This window comes from Metabacillus arenae (assembly GCF_014773385.1).
GTDB classification, from domain to species: domain Bacteria; phylum Bacillota; class Bacilli; order Bacillales; family Bacillaceae; genus Metabacillus_D; species Metabacillus_D arenae.
Map to the genome: position 1 here is coordinate 94,581 of NZ_JACXAI010000019.1, position 20,630 is coordinate 115,210.

Below are 20,630 nucleotides of genomic sequence, written 5' to 3' on the forward strand. Positions count from 1 at the left end.
GTATTTATTAGCGTCTGAACAAAATTATACCTTCTGCATCACCATCTGACAATCCCTTTTTTTAAAAATATTTTTCCCAGATAAACGAAAAAGCAGACCACTTTCAGGTCTGCATCTTCATATCCTCTTCGCAGCAATCGCCTTCCTTACTTTCTGCAATGCTTTTTTTCCTTCTTCTTTCTTTGCCACCATCACATTCACATACAAGGCATCAATCATACTTAACTGGGCAATGCGCGAGGATAATGCTTCTGATCGGTAATCTGTTTCTTCTGAGACGGCATAGAGTACCACGTCAACCCCTCGGCTTAGTGGGGATTTGGCGAAGCTTGTCAGTCCAATTGTTTTTACACCGTTTTCGCGGACGACCTCTAAAATATCGATCATGTCTTTTGTGGTTCCGGTGTGGGAGATGAGGATGGCCACGTCGTCTTCGGTTAATTGTGAAGCGGACATGAGCTGCATGTGGCTGTCCTGGTGGGCAAAGGCGGTTATTCCTGTGCGAATGAATTTGTGATAGGCGTCGAAGGAGACGATGGCTGAGCCGCCGCTTCCGAAGAATTCGACTCTTCTTGCGCCTAAAATGGCGGATACAGCCTTCTTTATTGCACTTTCGTCAACCATCTTTATTGTATCCTCGAGCGTTTTCATGTTTGAGCGGAAGATTTTTTCCGTGACGGTTCGTTCTGTGTCTTCTGATCCGATTCGTTCGTGAATATCCTGAATGGGCTCGACTACTTCAGAAGCCAAAGCGATTTTTAAGGACTGATAGCCGTTAAAGCCAATCCGCTTGCAAAAGCGAAAAACAGTCGAGTCGGCGATGTTTAAGTCCTCTGCGACTTGATTGATCGTACTGTGAATGATTTTTTTTGGATTTTTTAATATATAATCGGCAATTTTTCGTTCCTTGTCACTAAATTTCGGATAAAAGGAACGAATCCGTACCAAGCAATTTTCTTGTGTGTTTAACATTGAAAGTCCCCCTTTGCTGTTCAGATGTTAGTTAATATTCTATAAGAAAATGAAGGAAAAGAAAATATTTTTTTGAAAACGATTGCAATAAAAGAAAATTATTTTGTATAATAAGACCTAGATGAAAAATATTTTTTTCTTAGGAGGTCTTCTGATGGTATTGAATTAGGGAAGTGGAACTATCTTTAAAACCAGCAATATGATCGGGATAGGTTTACATTTGAATCTAGCAGTATAGTTTCAAAAAAAAGTAGGAACATAGGGCCATTAAAACGATAGTAAACTGATGATACTAAAAGTTGAAGCAACCTAAATCGTTTTAATGGAATGCTAACTATAAAAATTACATATGGTGATCAAAAAAGATTATCGAGAAAGAAATTTTTTTCTTAGGCTTGCATGCACAATGATTGAGAGTGTAAAGGTGGTTCAATTAGCTTTAATGTAAACAATTACTTTGTTTGCAATGGATCTTGATTCGGACCCAGTTTAATAGGATGAGGAAGTTGCAAGAGCCTTGAATGATTCAGAATGATTTAAAAGGTTGGGAGACTGGTAGGAATAAAAGAAATGAGGTCTCCGTCAGGTTGAATCAGCAATGGACTGCAGCACGGGTTCTTGACTTGCCACGGGTGATGCATTTTCACTCGTTAGGAACATATACATTTTCAAAAAAGCTGGTACAGGTTTGCCAAATGAAAAATGTAAAGGAGATGAATGAAAATGTCTGATATGACTCTAATATTAGTAGCATTAGCGGGAATTTTTGTCTTATTATTTTTAGTTATTCGTTCTAAGCTCCATGCATTTGTCGCTTTATTGCTTGTCAGCTTGCTTGTAGGGATTGCTGCAGGTATGCCGCTCGGAGAAGTCATTAGCTCGATTGAAAGCGGGATGGGGGGAACTCTCGGGTTTGTCGCTGTTGTCGTTGGTCTTGGTGCGATGTTCGGTAAAATGCTTGAAGTTTCAGGCGGTGCGGAACGGTTAGCCCAAACATTGATTAATCGATTTGGAGAAGACCGTTCACAATGGGCGCTTGGTATTACAGGGTTTTTAGTAGCGATTCCTGTATTCTTTGATGTAGGATTCATTATTTTAGTTCCGATCGTTTATGGTTTGGCGAAGAAAACAGGGCGTTCTGTCCTTTATTATGGTATTCCGCTGCTTGCGGGTCTTGCGGTTACTCACAGCTTTATCCCGCCAACGCCAGGTCCAATTGCTGTCGCTGATTTAATTGGAGCTGAATTAGGCTGGGTTATTTTGTTCGGTGCTATTGCAGGTATCCCTGCTATGATCATTGCAGGTCCTTTATTCGGGAAATATATTGCGAAGAAAATTCATGCAGCTGTACCTGATTATATGGAATTTAAAGAGCAGGAATATGATAAGGAATTACCAGGCTTCGGCTTAATCGCTTCGATTATTTTAGTTCCTTTAGTGTTGATTTTAGCGAATACGCTTTCAGATATGGTCTTGCCTGAAGAGAGCTTTATGCGATCTGTCTTTACCTTTATCGGACATCCATTTGTTGCGTTAACGATTGCAACCTTGCTGACATTTTTCTTTTTAGGGAAAAAGAGAGGCTATTCAAAGCAGGAAGTACAGGATATTGCGACGAAATCACTTGAGCCTGCGGGAATTATCATTTTAGTGACAGGTGCCGGGGGAGTATTCAAGCAAGTCCTAATTGATTCAGGTGTCGGAGAAGTATTAGGTGAAATGATGGCAGGCTCGCCATTGCCGCCAATTGCTTTGGCCTTCCTAATTGCAGCGGTTGTTCGTGTAGCTCAAGGCTCTGCGACTGTCTCCATGGTAACCGCTGCCGGCTTAATGGCTCCGCTTATTTCGATGCTTGAATTAGAGGGCCCTGTGTTAGGGTTGCTTGTTATTTCGATTGCATCAGGAGCAACCGTTCTATCCCATGTCAATGATTCCGGCTTCTGGCTTGTGAACCGTTATTTCGGATTAGATGTTAAGGATACCCTTAAATCGTGGACGGTTATGGAGACCTTGATCGGACTAGTAGGATTTATCGTAGCATTTGTACTTGGATTCTTTATTGGATAAGATAAAATAGGGTTAGAAGGGAGCGCTTTTAAAAAGCGTTTCTTCTATTTATAAATAAGATTCACCATTAGGAGGACACCTATGTCAAGCTATATGCTGGGGATTGATATTGGAACTACAAGCACGAAGGCTGTGCTGTTTACAAAAACAGGTGATGTTGTGAGTCAGCATCACATTGAATACCCTCTACATACACCAGAGCCAGGTACTGCTGAGCAGGATCCAGATGAAATTCTTATCGCCGTGAAAAAAACGATGAAAGAAACGGTAACAAAGGCAGGAGTTCGTTCAGATGAAATTCTCCTTGCTTCCTTTAGCTCTGCGATGCACAGCGTCATTGCGGTAGATGAGCAAGGGGAACCGTTAACAAAAAGTATTACCTGGGCTGACCAAAGAAGTGAAAAATGGACGAAGAAACTGAAAGAGGAATGGAACGGACACAACATATATAGAAGAACGGGAACGCCCATTCATCCGATGGCTCCATTGTCAAAATTGATTTGGTTAAAAAATGAATATCCTGATACTTTTGAAAAAGCGGCTAAGTTTATTTCGATTAAGGAATACGTTTTCTTCCACTTGTTCGGAGAGTATGTGATCGATTATTCGATTGCCTCTGCCACAGGAATGTTCAATCTTACTTCATTGGAATGGGATGAAGAAGCTTTAGAGATTGCAGGTGTATCGAAGGATCAGCTTTCAAAACCGGTTTCGACTACTTATGTGATGCCGAAATTGAAGCATGAAACGGCAAAAGAGATTGGCCTGACAACTGAGACCGCCATTATTATTGGCGCTAGTGACGGGGTGTTGTCCAACCTTGGGGTAGGAGCGATTCAACAAGGAGTTGTCGCGTTAACGATTGGAACGAGTGGTGCAATTCGGTCTGTTACAGACAAGCCGGTTACAGATCCGAAGGGAAGAATTTTTTGCTATTCACTAACAGAGGATCATTGGGTGATTGGCGGACCAGTGAACAATGGCGGGATGATTTTACGCTGGCTTCGTGATGAATTGTGCGCGGAGGAAGTCAGAGCAGCAAAGGAAAACGGCGGGAATGCGTACGATATCATTACCGAAATTACTTCAAAAGTAAAGCCGGGGGCAGAAGGCCTTATTTTTCATCCCTATTTAACAGGTGAACGTGCGCCGCTTTGGGATGCAAATGCCCGCGGGTCGTTTTTTGGTCTCGGCATGCATCATAAAAGAGAACATATGATACGCGCTGTATTAGAAGGGATTAACTTAAACCTCTATAGTGTTCTCCTTGCTTTAGAGGAATTAATCGGCGTCCCGCGTAAGGTTCACGCAACCGGAGGGTTTGCCCGTTCAGAAGTGTGGCGGCAAATGCTTGCTGATGTGTTTAATCAAGAGGTTGTTTTGCCTGAAAGTGTAGAAAGCTCTTGCTTAGGGGCATGTGTTCTTGGATTATATTCACTTGGAGAAATCTCTTCATTAGAAGAAGTAGAAAAAATGGTCGGCTCGACCATTTCTCACCTGCCAAATAAGGAAGTATCCAAAGTCTATCAGGAATTAATGCCAATTTATATCCGTCTGGGCAGGCTGTATGAGCAGGAATATGAAGCCATTGCTCAATTTCAGGAGGACCATAAGTGAAAGCAGGAATTTTCACACTAAAGACCCTTCCATTTTGAATGGAGGTCTTTTTTTGTGGTCATCTTTGGTTAAGAATAGATGTTTTTTCTTTAAAAATATGAATTCAAACCATTGATAATTGTCATATTTAAATGTATTTGCAGGACTTGGATTATTTCACTTGTTGGTTCCTATCTATGAGTGTTTCGCGGTTCGTTCCATTTGCAAATGTTGTAGGAGAAGCAATTAAATTAAAGGCTACAGAAGCATCATTTAAAGTGAATATAAAATTTTTTTCCTAACTCTTTTTCCTGCACCACAGCTAATTTTGTTCATTAGTAATCTAACTTCCTAGCAAATATTTTTAAAAAAAGACTTGAAATTTTGTAGTCGTTTTCATATTATATTCATAAAGGTAGTTACTTTTAATAAAAGGTTACTATGTTACAATGAAACAAGAAACATAATAATAAGTTAAAAGGAGATGGATGATCATGAAATATTTTTTAGATAGTGCCATTCTGAATGAAATTCGTTACGCATATGAAAATTGGGCAATTGATGGGTTGACTACAAATCCTAAGCACATTATGAATAGCGGCAAACCTTTCTTAACGGTTGTAGATGAATTGGCTGGTGAATTTAGAGGTGTTGAAAACTTCCCAATTTCTGTTGAAATCAATCCTCATCTGGATGATGCAAAAGAGATGGTGGCTGAAGGGAAAAAAATTGCTGCTCTTGCAAGCAATTTTGTGATAAAAATCCCTTGTACAGAACCAGGTTTAATCGCTGCAAAGGAATTGAATAAAGAAGGAATTCAGACAAACGTAACCCTAGTATTTTCACCAGCACAGGCCATTCAAACAGCTAGAATTGGAGCTTCTTTTGTTTCTCCTTTCGTTGGTTGGAAAGAGAACAATGGAGAAGATACGGCTCAATATATTCAAGATATTGCTAGTATTTATAAAACATATGGCTATGAAACAGAGATTATCGTTGCAGCATTAAGAAACGGAAAACAAATTGTTGATGCTGCTAAAGCAGGAGCAAATATCGTTACATGTGGATTCGATGTGTATAAAAATAGTTTCGCTCATGCATTTACAGATTTTGGATTAAATGTGTTTAGAAATGCTTGGGATAACACAGCAAAAGAGGAATCACTAGTCAAATAAACGATAATAAATGGGCTCTTTGTGTAAAGAGCCCTTTATAAAAAAGGAGAAATCATCCTTGGTATCATATGAATTAATAAAAAAGAAAAACCTACATTTGAATTTTCACCATATATCTGATCGTCATTTTCAAGAATTCGGGAAAATTATTGAAAACTATGACGTTGAAGAGTTAAAAACACAAATGGAAAAAACAGATATTCCTCAAGAAGGAAATCGTTATGTAGCATCTGATTCTCAATTGGAAAGTACAAAATTTAAAGGGGAAATTCAAACTAGCTTCTATGGAAACATGCCAGTTCAAATTGGTTATTGCAATGGCAGAAATTCTACATTAAATGGCCTGGAATACCATAAGGGCAGCGAGATTAATATTGCGATTACTGACCTGGTCCTATTATTAGGCAGAGTACAAGATATCGAAAATTGCTGTTATAATGCCAATGATGTATCCGCTTTCTTCATTCCTGCGGGCACAGTTTTAGAACTATATGGAACAACCCTTCATTTTGCACCATGTAAGGTGGAAGAAATTGGGTTTAAGACAATTGTTATTTTACCTGAAGGAACAAACCAACCTCTTGAAGAGGAGTTTAAAAAATACACTCCTGAAGATCGACTGTTGTTTATGAGAAATAAATGGTTAATAGCCCATCCTGAACGTGATGTTCTTATTAATAAAGGGGCTTATCCAGGCATTAAAGGAGAAAATATAGAAGTTTACTATTAGCAGGCAGGGAGGTTTTTATAGATGGGCGATCAAAATATAGTATTTACATTACTTTCATGTATATTTTTTATGGTAGTAATGGGAATATGGACATACAAGAAGACTAAAGGGTCAAATTCAACAACAGAAGGCTACTTTTTAGCAGGCCGGGGTTTATCAGGTGGTTTTATTGCGGGGGCATTAATATTAACGAACTTATCTGCTGAACAAATGGTTGGTTTAAATGGGCAATCGTATAGTGCGAATATGACCAATATGGCATGGGAAGTTACAGCAATATTAGCGATCGTTATTATGACATTAATCTTATTGCCACGCTATTTAGGAGGCGCTTTTACAACTTTGCCTCAATTTTTAAGGGACCGTTTCGATGAAGGGGTTAGAAGACTGGCTGTCCTGTTATTTATGCTGGGTTATGTGCTGGTTACAATTCCTTCAACCTTATATTCTGGTGCATTAGCCGTCATGCAATTGTTTGATGTGCCTGGTTTGTTTGGTATTTCCTCCACACAATCCATTTGGTTAATGGTATGGATAATTGGTATTATCGGCGGAGTCTTTGCGATATTCGGAGGAATGAAAGCGATTGCTGTTTCTGATACCTTTATTGGAGTCGGTTTATTGGTAGTGTGTACACTGATTCCAGCTATCGCTTTATTCCAGTTAGGGGATGGAAGCATTTTTGAGGGGTTTAAAACAATTTCAACAAGAAGCCCTGAGAAATTAAATGCTGTTGGCTCAAGTACAGATGCAGTACCATTTGCTACAATTTTTACCGGAATGATTTGGGCAAACCTGTTTTATTGGGGTACGAACCAATATGCGATTCAACGTACTCTTGGAGCTGCTAATCTCGCGGAAGGCCAAAAAGGTGTTTTGTATACTGGATTTTTTAAATTATTAGTTCCGGTCTTTATGATGATCCCTGGTATTATTGCTTTCCATTTGTATGGAGGAGATCTAAATCCAGTCGATCTAGCTTTTCCTACTTTGGTCGCCAATATATTACCTTGGTATTTACAAGGCTTTTTCTTACTTGTCCTTCTTGGAGCTGTATTTAGTACATTCAATGCCTTGATTAACTCTGCGGCAACCATGTTTGCCTTAGATGTTGTCCAGCCATTAAAACCGCATATTTCTGACGAAAAACTGCTCAGATTAAGTAAATGGTTTGGAGCAGCATTAGCGATAATAAGTTTCTGTGTATCCCCGTTATTAATGTATGCACCAGATGGCTTATGGGAATTAATCCGTCGTTTTACAGGATTCTTTAACATTCCAGTCATTGCTGTTGTTTTAATTGGGATATTTGCTAAGAGAGTTCCACCGATAGCAGCAAAAATTGCCATTGTCTTCCATGTCATTGTTTATTATATGCTGGTATGGGGCACGAACCATTTATTTGGATTCAAGGTAGAAATTAACTTTATTCATATTTATGCGATTCTATTCTTTACTGAAGTAGCAATGATGTTAATTATTGGAAAAATTATCCCTGCAAAAGAAGGGTGGAGTTTTACTCCAAAGCCAAAAGTAGATATGCAGCCATGGAAATATGCATTATGTGTTTCCATCATTTTAATCGGGTTAATGTTTAGTTTCTATATTGTTTTCTCACCGATAGGTTTAGCTTATAGTGAAGCCATCGTATCTCCTTATTTCTGGCCGGCACTGCTTGGTTTGGCAGCCGTAACAGCCATATTAGCTTATATTTCTGTGAAGAAATGGAATGAAAAATATAGGAACTACGTGAAAAAACAAATTACACCTGCTAAGGCAGATCAATCGAAATATACAGCGTGATGGACGAGGAGGATAAAAATGCAAAATACCCTATTAGATACAAAGTTAGTGATAAATAAAATCGAATCAGGATTCGAGGTCTATCTTAATCATGTTCTCCTGCTTCGTCATACTAAGGATCATCCCATCCTATTTGTTGGTCGCGGGGAAGAAAAAATTGATATGTATCGTGGGAATTTCGATATTCAGGATTACGTCATTGAACGTATCCCGCTTAAATATGCTGAAATGAACGAAAATAACAATGAATGTACGATTGATTTTTCAAATGGTGATAGCGGAGAGGTCCTATTAAATCTCTCAATGAAAATAGAAAAAGGTCGCTTGAAAATGGACTATACGAAAAAGGATGTTCGTATAAATCGATTCTGGTTAAGAATTGCGGCAAATCCAGATGAAAAAATTTATGGGTGTGGTGAACAACTTTCCTATTTTAATCTGCGAGGGAAGAACTTTCCTTTATGGACTTCTGAACCTGGAGTGGGAAGAAACAAAAATACGTATGTTACTTGGCAGGCGGATGTGAAAGACAAAGCTGGCGGAGATTATTACAATACAAATTTTCCTCAACCAACGTATGTATCAAGTCAAAAATATTACTGTCATTCTGAAACAACCGCATATGCTGATTTTGATTTTCGTCATCCAGAATTCCATGAACTCCAAATTTGGGAAGTCCCTAAATCTTTGGTATTTGAAACAGCAGAAACGTATATTGAGCTTGTTGAAAAGATTTCGAATTTGTTTGGTAAACAGCCTGAATTGCCAGAATGGGTATATGATGGAGTGATTTTAGGGATTCAGGGTGGAACTGAGATTGTCGAGAAGAAACTTGAAAAAGCGCTTGCTGCTGGAATGAAGATTTCAGGTGTTTGGTGCCAAGATTGGCAAGGCAAGCGGATTACTTCATTTGGTAAGCGCTTAATGTGGAACTGGAAATGGAATGAGGAAGAGTATCCTGAATTAGATAAAAAGATTCCGGAATGGAAAGAAAACGGGATTCGCTTTTTAGGCTATATCAATCCATATGTAGCAATTGAAGGCGATTTGTATAAGGAAGCCGAAGAAAAGGGCTACTTGGCATTAGACAACCAAGGGGAAATCTATTTAGTCGATTTTGGCGAGTTCTATTGCGGGGTTGTCGATTTTACAAATGAAGAGGCTTGCGAATGGTATAAGCAAGTCATTAAGGAAAACATGATTGACTTTGGCATAGATGGCTGGATGGCGGACTTTGGTGAATATTTGCCAACAGATGTAGTCCTTAAGAATGGCGTTGATGCACGAATGATGCATAATGCATGGCCGACTATGTGGGCAAAAATCAATTACGAGGCTGTATCTGAAGCAGGAAAATTAGGCGAAGTCGTTTATTTCATGCGTGCTGGATATACAGGAGTTCAAAAATATTGTACGATGCTTTGGGGCGGTGACCAAAGCGTTGATTGGACACTAGATGATGGGTTAGCATCAGTTATTCCTGCAGCACTTTCTTCAGGCATGATAGGCTGCGGTTTGCATCACAGTGATATCGGCGGATACACAAGCTTGCACGGAAATAAACGATCCAAGGAATTGTTAATGAGATGGTCGGAAATGGGTGCCTTCACGCCAATGATGAGAACACATGAAGGAAATCGTCCTGACGATTGTTTTCAATTTGATGATGACCAAGAATCACTAGAGCATTTAGCGAGAATGACGAACATTTTTGTCACCCTTGCTCCATATACAAAATCATTGGTAAAGCTTAATTCGGAACGCGGCATTCCAGTACAACGCCCGCTGTTTATGCATTACGAAAAGGATGAAACAGCCTATGATCTTAAATATCAATATTTATATGGAGAGGATCTATTGGTAGCACCCGTACACCAAGAAAAGCAGAGTAAATGGGAAGTTTACTTGCCGGAAGATAAGTGGGTGCATTTATGGAGCGGGCAGGAATACTCTGGGGGATATGCTGCCGTAGAAGCGCCGATTGGCTATCCGCCTGTTTTCTACCGCAAAGATTCAAAGTGGAAAGAGTTGTTTTTAAAAGTATCTAACATCTAAATCGTTATTTATTATGGTTGTTGAAGATTTTCAACAGCCTTTTTTTATATAGCTGGAACAAAGAATATACTTGAATTAAAAGATAGTAATGTATGTTATAATAGTTATGATGAAAGTAGAATAGAATTGAAAAAATGAATCTATTATTATGGAAGAACAAGGAAAATAGGTGTGAACGATTGCAGGTTTATCATGTATTTTAATAGGCAAAATAGTTTATTTCAGACAGTAAACAGAAGGGAGATATATAATTGGCAAGTATGGTTGATCCTAACAAGAATATTTCATTATATCTTCAGGTAAAAGATATTCTTATTAAACGCATTCAAGAAAAGGTATGGGCTCCTAATACATTGATTCCTACTGAACAAGAATTAATGGAGGAGTTTAATGTAAGTCGAACAACTCTGCGGCAGGCTATATCTATGCTTGTGCAGGATGGTCTATTAGAGAAAAGGCAAGGAAAAGGAACAATTGTAAAGTCACAACAGTTAACGGGGAATGGAAGACTGAAGGGCTTTGCAGAAGAAGCGACTGAAAAAGGGTTAACGCCCAATTCGAAATTACTGCGAGCGGAATTTAAAAATGATTTGTATCATGAAAAATCTATGCTGAATATCCCAGAGGATGAAGAAATTTTAGTGATTGAGCGGATTCGTTTTGCGGACCAGGTCCCAATTGCTATTGAGCGGACTTGTTGGCCTTCTCAGATTGGAAAATTGTTCATTAATTTGGATCTGGATAGCGCAAAGTTCTATGAAATCCTAGAAAGCAACGACATTATTCTGAAGCGCGCACAAGAGAAGATTTCTGCTATTAATGCGACATTATTTGAAGCGGACTTACTTGGAATACGCGGTGGCGAAGCAATGCTGGAGACGGAAAGGTTAAGCTTTGGTCTTGACGATAGACCCATTGAATTTTCAACCATTAAGTTTCGCAGTGATAAATACCATTATAATATTGAACTTACGAGATAAACTGCAAGACAAATATGATTTTAACAATTGGACAGTGATTTTTTCATTGTCCTTTTCTGATTTATGAAGTAACCGGAAGGGCACTATTTTTGGATCCAATCATTAATTGGTGATATTTTTGAAAAAAATGCAGAAAACACTTGAAATATTGTAGACGGTTTCATATGATAGTATTAAAGGTACCTACTTTTTATATAAAGGTAACTATGTTTTAGGGATGATCTTCGTTTTTCATGTAAGTGTACAAATTTCATCATGCCTTAAACATGAAGAAGTTCTATACCAATTAGGATTGGGAAAGGATATTTATCAAAAGCAAGAAACTTTGAAGATAATCTAAGTGAAATATGGTAGTATCAGCGTTTTTACGCAATCAAAGATAGTGATGTATATTATTATTATAGTGATGAATAGTCACTAGTAGTAATATGAGAAAAGGAGAAATGTTGATGTCAAACACAGTCATTTTATATCTTCCAATTGGAAGAAAAACATTTGATCTAGAAGCAGCAGAAATGTATCGCAGCCAAAGTATGAAATGGCTGCAGGAAAGCGGCCATACAATTGTAGCACCGAATGAAATCCTCACTTCGGTAGAGGAGCTTCAACATTTTTTGGAAACAGTGGCTTCCACTGAAATAGATACCGTTTTGTATCAAAGTGTAACATTTGCAGATGGGGAATTCATGGTTAAGGCGTTAGAGTTTTTTAGAGACCCAGTTATTGTCTGGTCGGTTCGCGAGCCGAGTGTTGGCGGGCGTTTACGATTAAATTCGTTAACGGGTGGCAATAGCACAAGCAATGTGCTCCGCAATCACCGTCATCCGTTTTCATTCGTTTTTGGAAATCCAGATGAAGAGAAGCTGCAAAAAGAATTGCTGCAAAAATTTGATGTCATGCGAGTTCTTAAATCTTTATCTCAATTAAAAATTGGGGTTGTTGGAGAGTACCCGCCTGGATTCTTTTTCTCAGATGCAAACGAGGGTGAACTAAAAGAAGCGTTAGGCGTAACTCTCCATAAGATGGATTTGCAAGAAGCGTTCAGAAAATGTGCAGAGCTTCCCGAAGAAGAATGGATTGGTGAAATTGACCGGGCCCAGCAGCAAGTAATAGGCCTTAATCGTGAGGATGAGACGGTTCAAAAATTCGCCCAGTTCTCAAGCTACATTAAAAAACAAATCAAGGAAGAAGAGATTAAGTCAATCGCCATGAGGTGTTGGCCGGACTTTTTCAATGATTTAGGAGCGGCCCCATGCTCCGTGCTTTCACAGTTTACTGAGGATGGAATGGTATCTTCATGTGAATCCGATATTCATGGCTCAGTTTCCATGTATCTTTTACGGGAATTAACCGGCGGAAATGCACCATATTTAGGAGACTTGGTCCATGTAGACGAGGAAAAAAACTCAGTTGTTTTTTGGCATTGCGGAGCTGGAGCGTACTCACTTGCTCATCCTTCTACAGGAGCTACAGCTGGCTTACATCCAAACCGTAAGATGGGGTTTGCGATGGATTTTGGTTTAAAGGCAGGGGAAGTGACAATTTTCCGAGTAAGCCATACACCAGACGGGTATCGACTTCTTGTTATGAAAGGGAACGCACTTGATGTGGAACAGCCTTTTAGCGGCACCTCTGTAGAAGTAGCATTAACGACGGATGTTACAAGTACACTTTATGACCTAATGAATTCGGGCTATGAGCCTCACTTTGCATTAGTATATGGTGACGTAACGAAACAGCTAATCGAACTTGGCCGGCTGCTTCATTTAGAAACAAACGTTTTTATCTAAGAATGAAGGGTTGTTACTTCCACTTAGTAACTGGAATCTTTAATTGTTGAAGGGGGTTTTTAATAAGTGGGAAGTAATTTCGAGCCTGCCAAAAATATTTCACTATATATACAAATTAAAGACACGATGATCAAACGGATTCAAGAAAAAGAATGGCCAGCGAATTCAATGATTCCAACTGAAAATGAATTGATGGCAGAGTTCAATGTGAGCCGAACTACAATACGACAAGCAGTTTCTATACTTGTCCAAGAAGGAATCTTAGAGAAAAAGCAGGGAAAAGGGACCATTATAAAGCCCAGCGTTTTTGTAGGAAGCTTGGGAAAGCTAAAAGGATTTGCGGAGGAAGCCATTGAGAATGGGATCTATCCAAGTTCTAAATTATTGTTTGTTAAAACTAGTAATAATTTAAAGTATGAAAGTTCGATGCTTAAACTACCAAAGGAAGAAGAAATCGTTGTGATTGAACGTCTGCGTTTTGCGAATCAGACACCTATTGCAATTGAACGCTCATGTTGGCCGTATTGTATTGGGAAAATGTTGATTGATCAGGATTTAAATGGTGCAACATTTTACGAAATTCTAGAGGGAAATGGTATTACTCTAAAACATGCAAAAGAGAAAATTACTGCGATTAATGCGACTCTATTAGAGGCAGATTTGCTTGGAATCCGAGGTGGTCAGGCCTTATTACAAATGGAAAGGCTCAGTTATGGGAATGAAGATAGACCGATAGAATATACAACGACAAAATTCTGTAGTGACAAATATCATTACAATATTGAACTTATGAGGTAAATGAGTCCAACTAAAATGAACGTTAAGGAGTGGAGAACATGGCAACAATAGCAGCAGATAAACAATATGGATTATATATAAATGGAAAATGGGAACAGACTGAAGAAATGATGGAAGTAATAAATAAATATAATCAAGAAGTAACAGCACATATCTCATCAGCCAAAAAAGAACATGTGGATGCAGCTGTTCAAGGTGCAAAAGAAGCACTTAAGAGCCCGTTTCCGCCATATGCCCGCTATGAGGTATTGATGAAAGCCGCTCAGTTATTAGTTGACCGTTGTGAGGAATTTGCACAAGTGCTTGCTCTGGAAGTGGGGAAACCAATTCGCGAGTCTAGAGGAGAAATTGAACGCGCTGCCCAAACATTGGTCATTTCAGCTGAAGAAGCTAAACGTATTCATGGAGAAGGGGTTCCAGTAGAGGCGGCACAAGGTTCTGAAAACCGAATGGCTTTTACAATTCGTGTGCCAGTTGGAGTTATTGCTGCCATTACACCATTTAATGTACCAGTTAATCTAGTTTGCCATAAAATTGGTCCGGCCTTAGCAGCTGGAAACAGTGTTGTATTAAAACCTGCAGAAGTGACACCAATTTGTGCACTAATGTTAGCGGACTTATTTGAAGAAGCTGGTCTTCCAAAAGGTCGCCTGCAAGTATTAACAGGAGACGGTGCTAAAATCGGTGAATGGCTGTTAGAAAACAAGGATGTAAATATGTTTACATTTACTGGAAGTCCTCTTGTTGGTGAATATATCCGTTCGAAAGCAGGATTGCGTAAAGTGGCATTGGAGCTGGGAAACAACTCAGCAACAATTGTGCACAATGATGCAAATTTAGAACAAGCTGCATCTTTAATTTCTCAAAAAAGCTTCAATAATGCCGGCCAAGTTTGTATATCTGTACAGCGTGTTTATGTACAAGAAGAAGCTTTTGAATCGTTTATCGACTTATTGAAGAAAAAGACAGAAAAGCTTGTCATAGGTGATCCATCTGATGAATCAACTGACATTGGTCCTATGATTCGCCTTCGTGAGGCAGAGCGTGTTGAAAGCTGGGTAAATGAAGCCGTTGAAGAGGGAGCTGTCATTGCATTAGGCGGTAAACGCAATGGTGCACTATATGAGCCTACTATTCTAACAAATGTAAATGACGATATGAAAGTGTGCCGCGAAGAGGTATTTGGTCCGGTGGTTTCAGTAGCGACATATAAAGAAATCGATGAAGTGATTGCGAAAGTAAATGATTCTGACTATGGTTTGCAGGCCGGCCTTTTCACAAATGATTTACAATTTGCGATGAAAGCAGCCCGTGAAATTGAGGTGGGCGGACTAATTGTAAATGACGCCTCTGCATATCGTGTCGATCACATGCCTTATGGCGGCGTGAAAAACAGCGGCAACGGCAAGGAAGGCCCGAAATACGCAATTGAGGAAATGACAGAAGAGCGTATCATTGTACTAAACTTATAAAAAGGAAAAACATATTTTTCAGCAATGAAGGTGAACCAGTGGATTTCTTACTTATCCTTATACCAATTTTCGGCATATTCGCTCTCGGTTTTATTGGTCAAAAAAAGATAGGATTCGATACTAAGACGATCTCAACAATGGCTCTTTATTTAATGTCACCTGTTTTAGTATTCAGGACTTTTTATACAACCAAATTTGATTTGACCTATTTATATATGACACTTTATACATTTGCCCTTTGTTTTTCTTTAATAGTGGTTGTATATTTTATTGCATTTATACGTAGATACACTGTTAAAGAAACATGCGGAATGATATTAGCATCCTCCTTTATGAATAATGGAAATTACGGGACTCCAGTCGTACTACTGTTATTTGGGGCAGCAGGTCTCGATTATGCGATTGTATTAATGGTCATTCAACAGCTCGTCATGTGTACAGTAGGTGTCTATTACGCAGCAAAAGGAAGCCCTGGAGGAAATGGGGTGCGTTCTGCCATTCGGGCGGTTCAGCGCATGCCGATGGTTTATGGAGCAGCTCTTGGATCCATGCTTCAAGCCTTTCATGTCCATTTGGGAAACTCTATGACTCAAGCGGTTGACATGGTAGCTGATGCTGCTATTCCAACAGTTATGATCGTACTAGGTATGCAGCTTGCTAAAATTTCAATAAAAAAAATAGAAAGAGAAAAAGTCTCTTTATCTCTTATTACGAAATTAGCGGTATCACCAGCTATTGCATATATCCTTACTTTGTTTTTACCAGTTGACGAAATGGTAAAGCAAATCATGATCATTATGGCCGCTATGCCTTCAGCAGCGAATACGACCATGTACGCCTTGCAATTTAATACCGAACCAGAATTTGTCTCGAGTGCGACACTCATTAGTACCACTCTTAGTTTAGCTACTCTACCTGTCATTTTTATGATTGTTTTATAAAGGAGTAATTACAAGCTATCAAGGTTAGCCATAGTAATTTATTTCAGTTTACAGCTCTGTATGCAGAGGGATTGTAAAGAAACAAAAACGTCCCAATAATTAAAAGGTTGAAGAATTAGAGTCAACTGTAGATGAGGAAGCATTCAAACAGAATAATATATGGCAGACTAAGTTTTATTTTAAGTAATGTTAGCCAAAAATAAAAAATTTCATTAGGGTAATCCCTTCACACGGTTTGTGCCCAACAGTAAAAGAAATCAGCACTTTCGCTGATTTCTTTTACTCCCACTTTCAGAATGCCGGTTATTCTTCCAGCCTGATCATATGAATATCCTGATCAGCGATTCCCTTCACTTTTCCTCCCACTTGAAAAACGGCTGTTTCCCCAGCACTCACTTCTACCTTTAGTGGATCCGTAACGATCCAATCCATTTTGTTCTGAAGGGTGTGAGTTCCTGCTGGTACTTCAAGCACCAGCTCTTTACCCCGGGGTAGCTTCCCGGCAAGCTCCTCATTTAACAATATTTCATAGCTGCGGAACATACCATAAAGTTCCTTTTTCCTCACCACTTTTATGTATCCTGTTTCTGCCATTATATCTCCCCTTTCTCCTATTTTAATAGTATCCCAACAGAAGCTGTCCCATCAAGGAACAATGTCTGGATCAAGTACCGGGGCTTACACAAACTTATTTTCTATTAAAGACTCTATGTAGGGGATATAATTAAGTGTTCATTCACAGCCTTCTAATCCAATTACAGGTTAAAGTCTGTCATTCCGACGAATAACAGCCAAAACTGATTTGCAATTCTAGGCCATTTATTTTTGTTATTCACAATTTGTCCACAATTACGTGCAATTATTTTTAAAACCTTCGCAATTAACTTGGAAAGTCTAGCAATTAATCTTGAAACTCTCGCAATTATTTATAAAACTCTAGCAATTCCTTTGTTTGGAGTTCTATTCGATGCTTCATTGTATATACAGATTACCTGAAGTTGGCCGTAATATTTGACCCTTCCAGCGATATAGGTTTTCTCCAGTAGCTTACTCTGCATGCTCTTCGCAAACCATTAAAACATGCCCATTTAGATCTTTAAAATTAATAAAGGAAACCTTGTTATCCCGGTAAATCTCTCCATAATCGTCTTTTACGATCTCTACATTTAATTCTTGGAGCTCCTTGTATGCTTCGTCAATGCTGTCTGTTGAAAACATAAACAATTCATGCGGAGAGGGTGTCACTTCACCAGCATTATGGCTGTCCAGTAATATATTTGTTCCATTTGTCAGAGGGATTACATAGATATTTCCGAAATCATTTTCTTTTTCATATTCAAAATGCAAAAGCTTGGAATACCATTGAATCGCTAGATCCATGTCTGAAACTTTAATAAAGACACTTTTAATGATCGGTTGAATCGAAATGGCCATCATTTTTCTCCTTTTCAAATCAGATAACTAGTTAATTCTGTTAAATAATAAAAAATCCTCCTTATATGTAAGGAGGACGAGCTATTCAATAAATGAAACGAGAATCAACAAGGAAAATAGAATAGTTAAATGGTTAAGAGAGAATACAAACATCATCGTTGCCCATTTGTAATCTTCCATTTTACGAAATCCGATAATTCCAATTACCATCCATGCAAGTGTAAGGCCGAGCATCGTGAAAACGACTACTTTGCTGAATGGTAAAAATAAGAACGATGAAGCTGATAACATCACTAAGTAGACAATTGTTTGCACTTTTGTGCGATGGGTGCCTTTCACGACAGGCAGCATTGGTACGCCTGCATTCCGGTAGTCATCAAGTCTTCTAATAGCAATTGCATAAAAGTGCGGCGGCTGCCATAAAAACATTAAAACAAACAATCCGATGGAAACGGGATGGATTATCTCAGGTGAAATCGCCACCCAGCCAATGAGTGGAGCAATTGCCCCAGAGAAGCTTCCTACTTCTGTATTATAGATTGTTTTTCTCTTCGTCCACATCGTGTAGGGAAACAAATAGAGGAAGCTCCCTAAAAGTCCAACGAAGGCTGTTAAGCTGGAAATGAAGAACAGACAAACCAATCCTAATATGGATAGTACAATTCCCAGCCATAAGGCAAACTTTGGATTGACTGCCCCTGTAACAGTCGGCCGCTCCATTGTTCTTTTCATAATCGCATCAATATCTCGATCATAGTAATTGTTAATAGCGCCGACTCCGCCAACAACGAGCGCTGTTCCGGCTAAAGCCAAAAGGACAACCAAAATATTGTCAACGAAACTCACGTTATTTATGGAAAGGGCTACAGAAAGTCCGGCAAACATGCCTAAAAGATTTGATTTAACAATCCCATCTTTTATTATGGCTTTTAATATGTTCCATGAAAAATAAGCTTTAATAGGAAGAGAATCCTGTGCAACAGCTTCAGTACTTTTCATTTCGATTCTCCTTTACATCTCAATCTGTTTCATCAACCTAAACAATTATACCCTATTTTAACAGCAAATTGTCTTAGAAAAGAATTGAAACACGGTTTAGACATAAAGATGTCGAATCTTTGTGAACATTTTCTATACATTTTTTGTTTTTTCAGTTTATTTATCAATGGAGGATTGGTGGAACAAGATGATTTGCCAAGTTACTAGAGGGGGGCATGTGCGTGCTTCTTTTCTATTCTATCTAGAAGCAAAGAAAATAATATCCAAAAAAAGTTACTCACCTGTTAGATAAATCGCAGGAAAACATTGGTGAATAGTAGAACATAATGAATGACTAAATTTTAATCAATCCTGAAACCGAAAGGAGAAACGAAATTGAGCGAACGTATAGAGGAGGTTCATACAAAAAAGAAAGGGAAATTCGGACAAACGATTCAAGTCCGTTTAGTCTCCGACATTAAAAAATCACAGGAATACTACCGTGATGTCCTCGGATGTGAGGTAGACAACTGGGGACACGCAGAACGAGACGGAATGATTATTATTTTGCAGCAGGCGAACTCCCCTGATGATGTGCGGCCAAATGCCTTATCAAAAAAGCGTTCAGATTATCCAACCGATTGGGAAGGTCCTGAGTACGGATGGGATACCTATATACACGTTAGTTGGGATGACCTGGACCTCCTAGTCGAAGAAGTACGTGGAAATGGCGGAAATATTGCAGTCGAGCCGTATACTGGGATGCATGGCCAATGGGAGTTTAAAAACACATGTATAAAGGATCCTGATGGATATAATATCGTATTAGGTTCGATGCGTGAATTGCGTTTACTTAGTTGAAAAAGAAAAAAATTTGCATCATAACAGGAGTACTCTTTTATAAGCGATCAGACTTTCTAATAACCTGAAACGGACAGTAACTGGGTAAAGCAGCTAATAAAGGGCTCTTCAAGCAAATAAATCTCAAATCCGGACAGAAAAATCACCGAATCGGACAGAAAATTTCAAGAATATGACAATAAACTTTGAGATGCGGACAGTAACTGAAGGAACCCGCTAATAAAGGGGACTTCAAGCAAATAAATTACAAATCCGGACAGAAAATTCACCGAAACGGACAGAAAATTTTAAGAATTGGACAATAAATATCTAGATACGGAGAGTAACAGGGGGAACACGCCAATAAACGTGGTTTAAGGCTAATTTTCTTTAAGTTAACAGGGCAACCTCGGGAATTGGCGTACAACCTCCCTAATCTATAAATCTTCCAACAAGAGAAATAAAAACAAGCATTCCGAAGAATGCTTGCTGACTAATTAAGAAATAGAAAGGGTTTTCTTAATTTCTTTTATTTGAATAAGATGTCTTTTTTCGTGATATCCAACACAATCAATCCATTGAGCAATGGACATTTCTCCAAACACTGGATGTTCTAATGTTTTTTCATGCAGGGAATTTTGGTTTGGATAGTTTTCTACGAAGGAAGCTAATTCTTTTCTGGAAGTTTCAAGCTGTTCCAAGACGGCTTGCTTTTCCATGGATTCGTCTGTCGGTTTTAAGTAATCAGGAGCTTTTCTTTTTTTGGATCTGTCAACGGTAAGCTCTACCGGTTTGTCTTCGATCTTTTGATCCTTTGCTTCGGTGATTAATTCTTTCAAAGTCGTTAAAGTAAGCATTTCAGATTTGTACAGGTGGATAAGGACTTGATTTATGCTCCATTCTTCTGGAGCAGGCTTTTTGTTTAGCTGCTCATCATTCAACTCCTTGACTTCATTTATTAGATCTCTTCTTACATCCTCAACAACATTTAACATGTTA

General features: G+C 38.8%; 17 protein-coding genes. 12 read left to right on the forward strand and 5 right to left on the reverse strand.

Annotated features, from left to right (window positions below; all coding sequences use genetic code 11):
- Positions 1-117: 117 nt before the first annotated feature.
- Entirely contained in the window at positions 118-972 is an 855-nt protein-coding gene (locus IC621_RS15095; RefSeq protein WP_191159146.1) for a MurR/RpiR family transcriptional regulator, read from the reverse strand.
- A 723-nt stretch (positions 973-1,695) separates the two neighbouring features.
- Here IC621_RS15095 and IC621_RS15100 point away from each other — a divergent pair.
- The 11 genes from IC621_RS15100 to IC621_RS15150 all read left to right on the forward strand — a co-directional run bounded on the left by IC621_RS15100 (position 1,696) and on the right by IC621_RS15150 (position 16,379).
- Positions 1,696-3,039 carry a GntP family permease gene (locus tag IC621_RS15100; protein WP_191159147.1) on the forward strand — a complete coding sequence of 448 codons (1,344 nt, stop codon included), beginning with the start codon at positions 1,696-1,698 and terminating at the stop codon, positions 3,037-3,039.
- Positions 3,040-3,120: 81 nt separating this feature from the next.
- Complete coding sequence (gntK, locus tag IC621_RS15105; protein ID WP_191159148.1) at positions 3,121-4,656, forward strand: gluconokinase; 1,536 nt, start codon at positions 3,121-3,123, stop codon at positions 4,654-4,656.
- Positions 4,657-5,129: 473 nt separating this feature from the next.
- Complete coding sequence (locus IC621_RS15110) at positions 5,130-5,810, forward strand: transaldolase family protein (RefSeq protein WP_191159149.1); 681 nt, start codon at positions 5,130-5,132, stop codon at positions 5,808-5,810.
- 58 nt (positions 5,811-5,868) lie between these two features.
- Positions 5,869-6,540, forward strand: coding sequence for a DUF4867 family protein (locus IC621_RS15115; RefSeq protein WP_191159150.1), 672 nt, complete (start codon positions 5,869-5,871; stop codon positions 6,538-6,540).
- Positions 6,541-6,561: 21 nt separating this feature from the next.
- On the forward strand, positions 6,562-8,343 hold the full coding sequence (locus tag IC621_RS15120) for a solute:sodium symporter family transporter (RefSeq protein WP_191159151.1): 1,782 nt from the start codon (positions 6,562-6,564) through the stop codon (positions 8,341-8,343).
- Positions 8,344-8,361: 18 nt separating this feature from the next.
- Positions 8,362-10,398 carry an alpha-glucosidase gene (locus IC621_RS15125; RefSeq protein ID WP_191159152.1) on the forward strand — a complete coding sequence of 679 codons (2,037 nt, stop codon included), beginning with the start codon at positions 8,362-8,364 and terminating at the stop codon, positions 10,396-10,398.
- A 260-nt stretch (positions 10,399-10,658) separates the two neighbouring features.
- On the forward strand, positions 10,659-11,378 hold the full coding sequence (locus IC621_RS15130; protein WP_191159181.1) for a GntR family transcriptional regulator: 720 nt from the start codon (positions 10,659-10,661) through the stop codon (positions 11,376-11,378).
- Positions 11,379-11,827: 449 nt separating this feature from the next.
- Positions 11,828-13,168, forward strand: a complete 1,341-nt coding sequence (gene sftI, locus IC621_RS15135) for a sulfoquinovose isomerase (protein WP_191159153.1) — start codon at positions 11,828-11,830, stop codon at positions 13,166-13,168.
- A 66-nt stretch (positions 13,169-13,234) separates the two neighbouring features.
- The gene (locus IC621_RS15140; RefSeq protein ID WP_318153055.1) at positions 13,235-13,966 is read left to right on the forward strand and encodes a GntR family transcriptional regulator; all 732 of its coding nucleotides are present in this window, start codon (positions 13,235-13,237) and stop codon (positions 13,964-13,966) included.
- A 38-nt stretch (positions 13,967-14,004) separates the two neighbouring features.
- Complete coding sequence (locus IC621_RS15145) at positions 14,005-15,438, forward strand: aldehyde dehydrogenase family protein (RefSeq protein WP_191159154.1); 1,434 nt, start codon at positions 14,005-14,007, stop codon at positions 15,436-15,438.
- Between the two features lie 38 nt (positions 15,439-15,476).
- Positions 15,477-16,379 carry an AEC family transporter gene (locus IC621_RS15150; protein WP_191159155.1) on the forward strand — a complete coding sequence of 301 codons (903 nt, stop codon included), beginning with the start codon at positions 15,477-15,479 and terminating at the stop codon, positions 16,377-16,379.
- Between the two features lie 303 nt (positions 16,380-16,682).
- Here IC621_RS15150 and IC621_RS15155 read toward each other — a convergent pair whose 3' ends face one another.
- The 3 genes from IC621_RS15155 to cyoE form a co-directional block, all read right to left on the reverse strand.
- On the reverse strand, positions 16,683-16,973 hold the full coding sequence (locus tag IC621_RS15155; RefSeq protein WP_191159156.1) for a hypothetical protein: 291 nt from the start codon (positions 16,971-16,973) through the stop codon (positions 16,683-16,685).
- Between the two features lie 453 nt (positions 16,974-17,426).
- Positions 17,427-17,813, reverse strand: coding sequence for a VOC family protein (locus IC621_RS15160; RefSeq protein WP_191159157.1), 387 nt, complete (start codon positions 17,811-17,813; stop codon positions 17,427-17,429).
- An 81-nt stretch (positions 17,814-17,894) separates the two neighbouring features.
- A complete protein-coding gene (gene cyoE, locus IC621_RS15165; RefSeq protein WP_191159158.1) occupies positions 17,895-18,812 on the reverse strand; it encodes a heme o synthase in 918 nt (305 codons plus the stop codon).
- Between the two features lie 375 nt (positions 18,813-19,187).
- Here cyoE and IC621_RS15170 point away from each other — a divergent pair, with 375 nt between their 5' ends.
- On the forward strand, positions 19,188-19,652 hold the full coding sequence (locus IC621_RS15170) for a VOC family protein (RefSeq protein ID WP_191159159.1): 465 nt from the start codon (positions 19,188-19,190) through the stop codon (positions 19,650-19,652).
- 476 nt (positions 19,653-20,128) lie between these two features.
- Here IC621_RS15170 and IC621_RS15175 read toward each other — a convergent pair whose 3' ends face one another.
- The gene (locus IC621_RS15175; RefSeq protein ID WP_191159160.1) at positions 20,129-20,626 is read right to left on the reverse strand and encodes a DinB family protein; all 498 of its coding nucleotides are present in this window, start codon (positions 20,624-20,626) and stop codon (positions 20,129-20,131) included.
- Between the last annotated feature and the right edge of the window lie 4 nt (positions 20,627-20,630).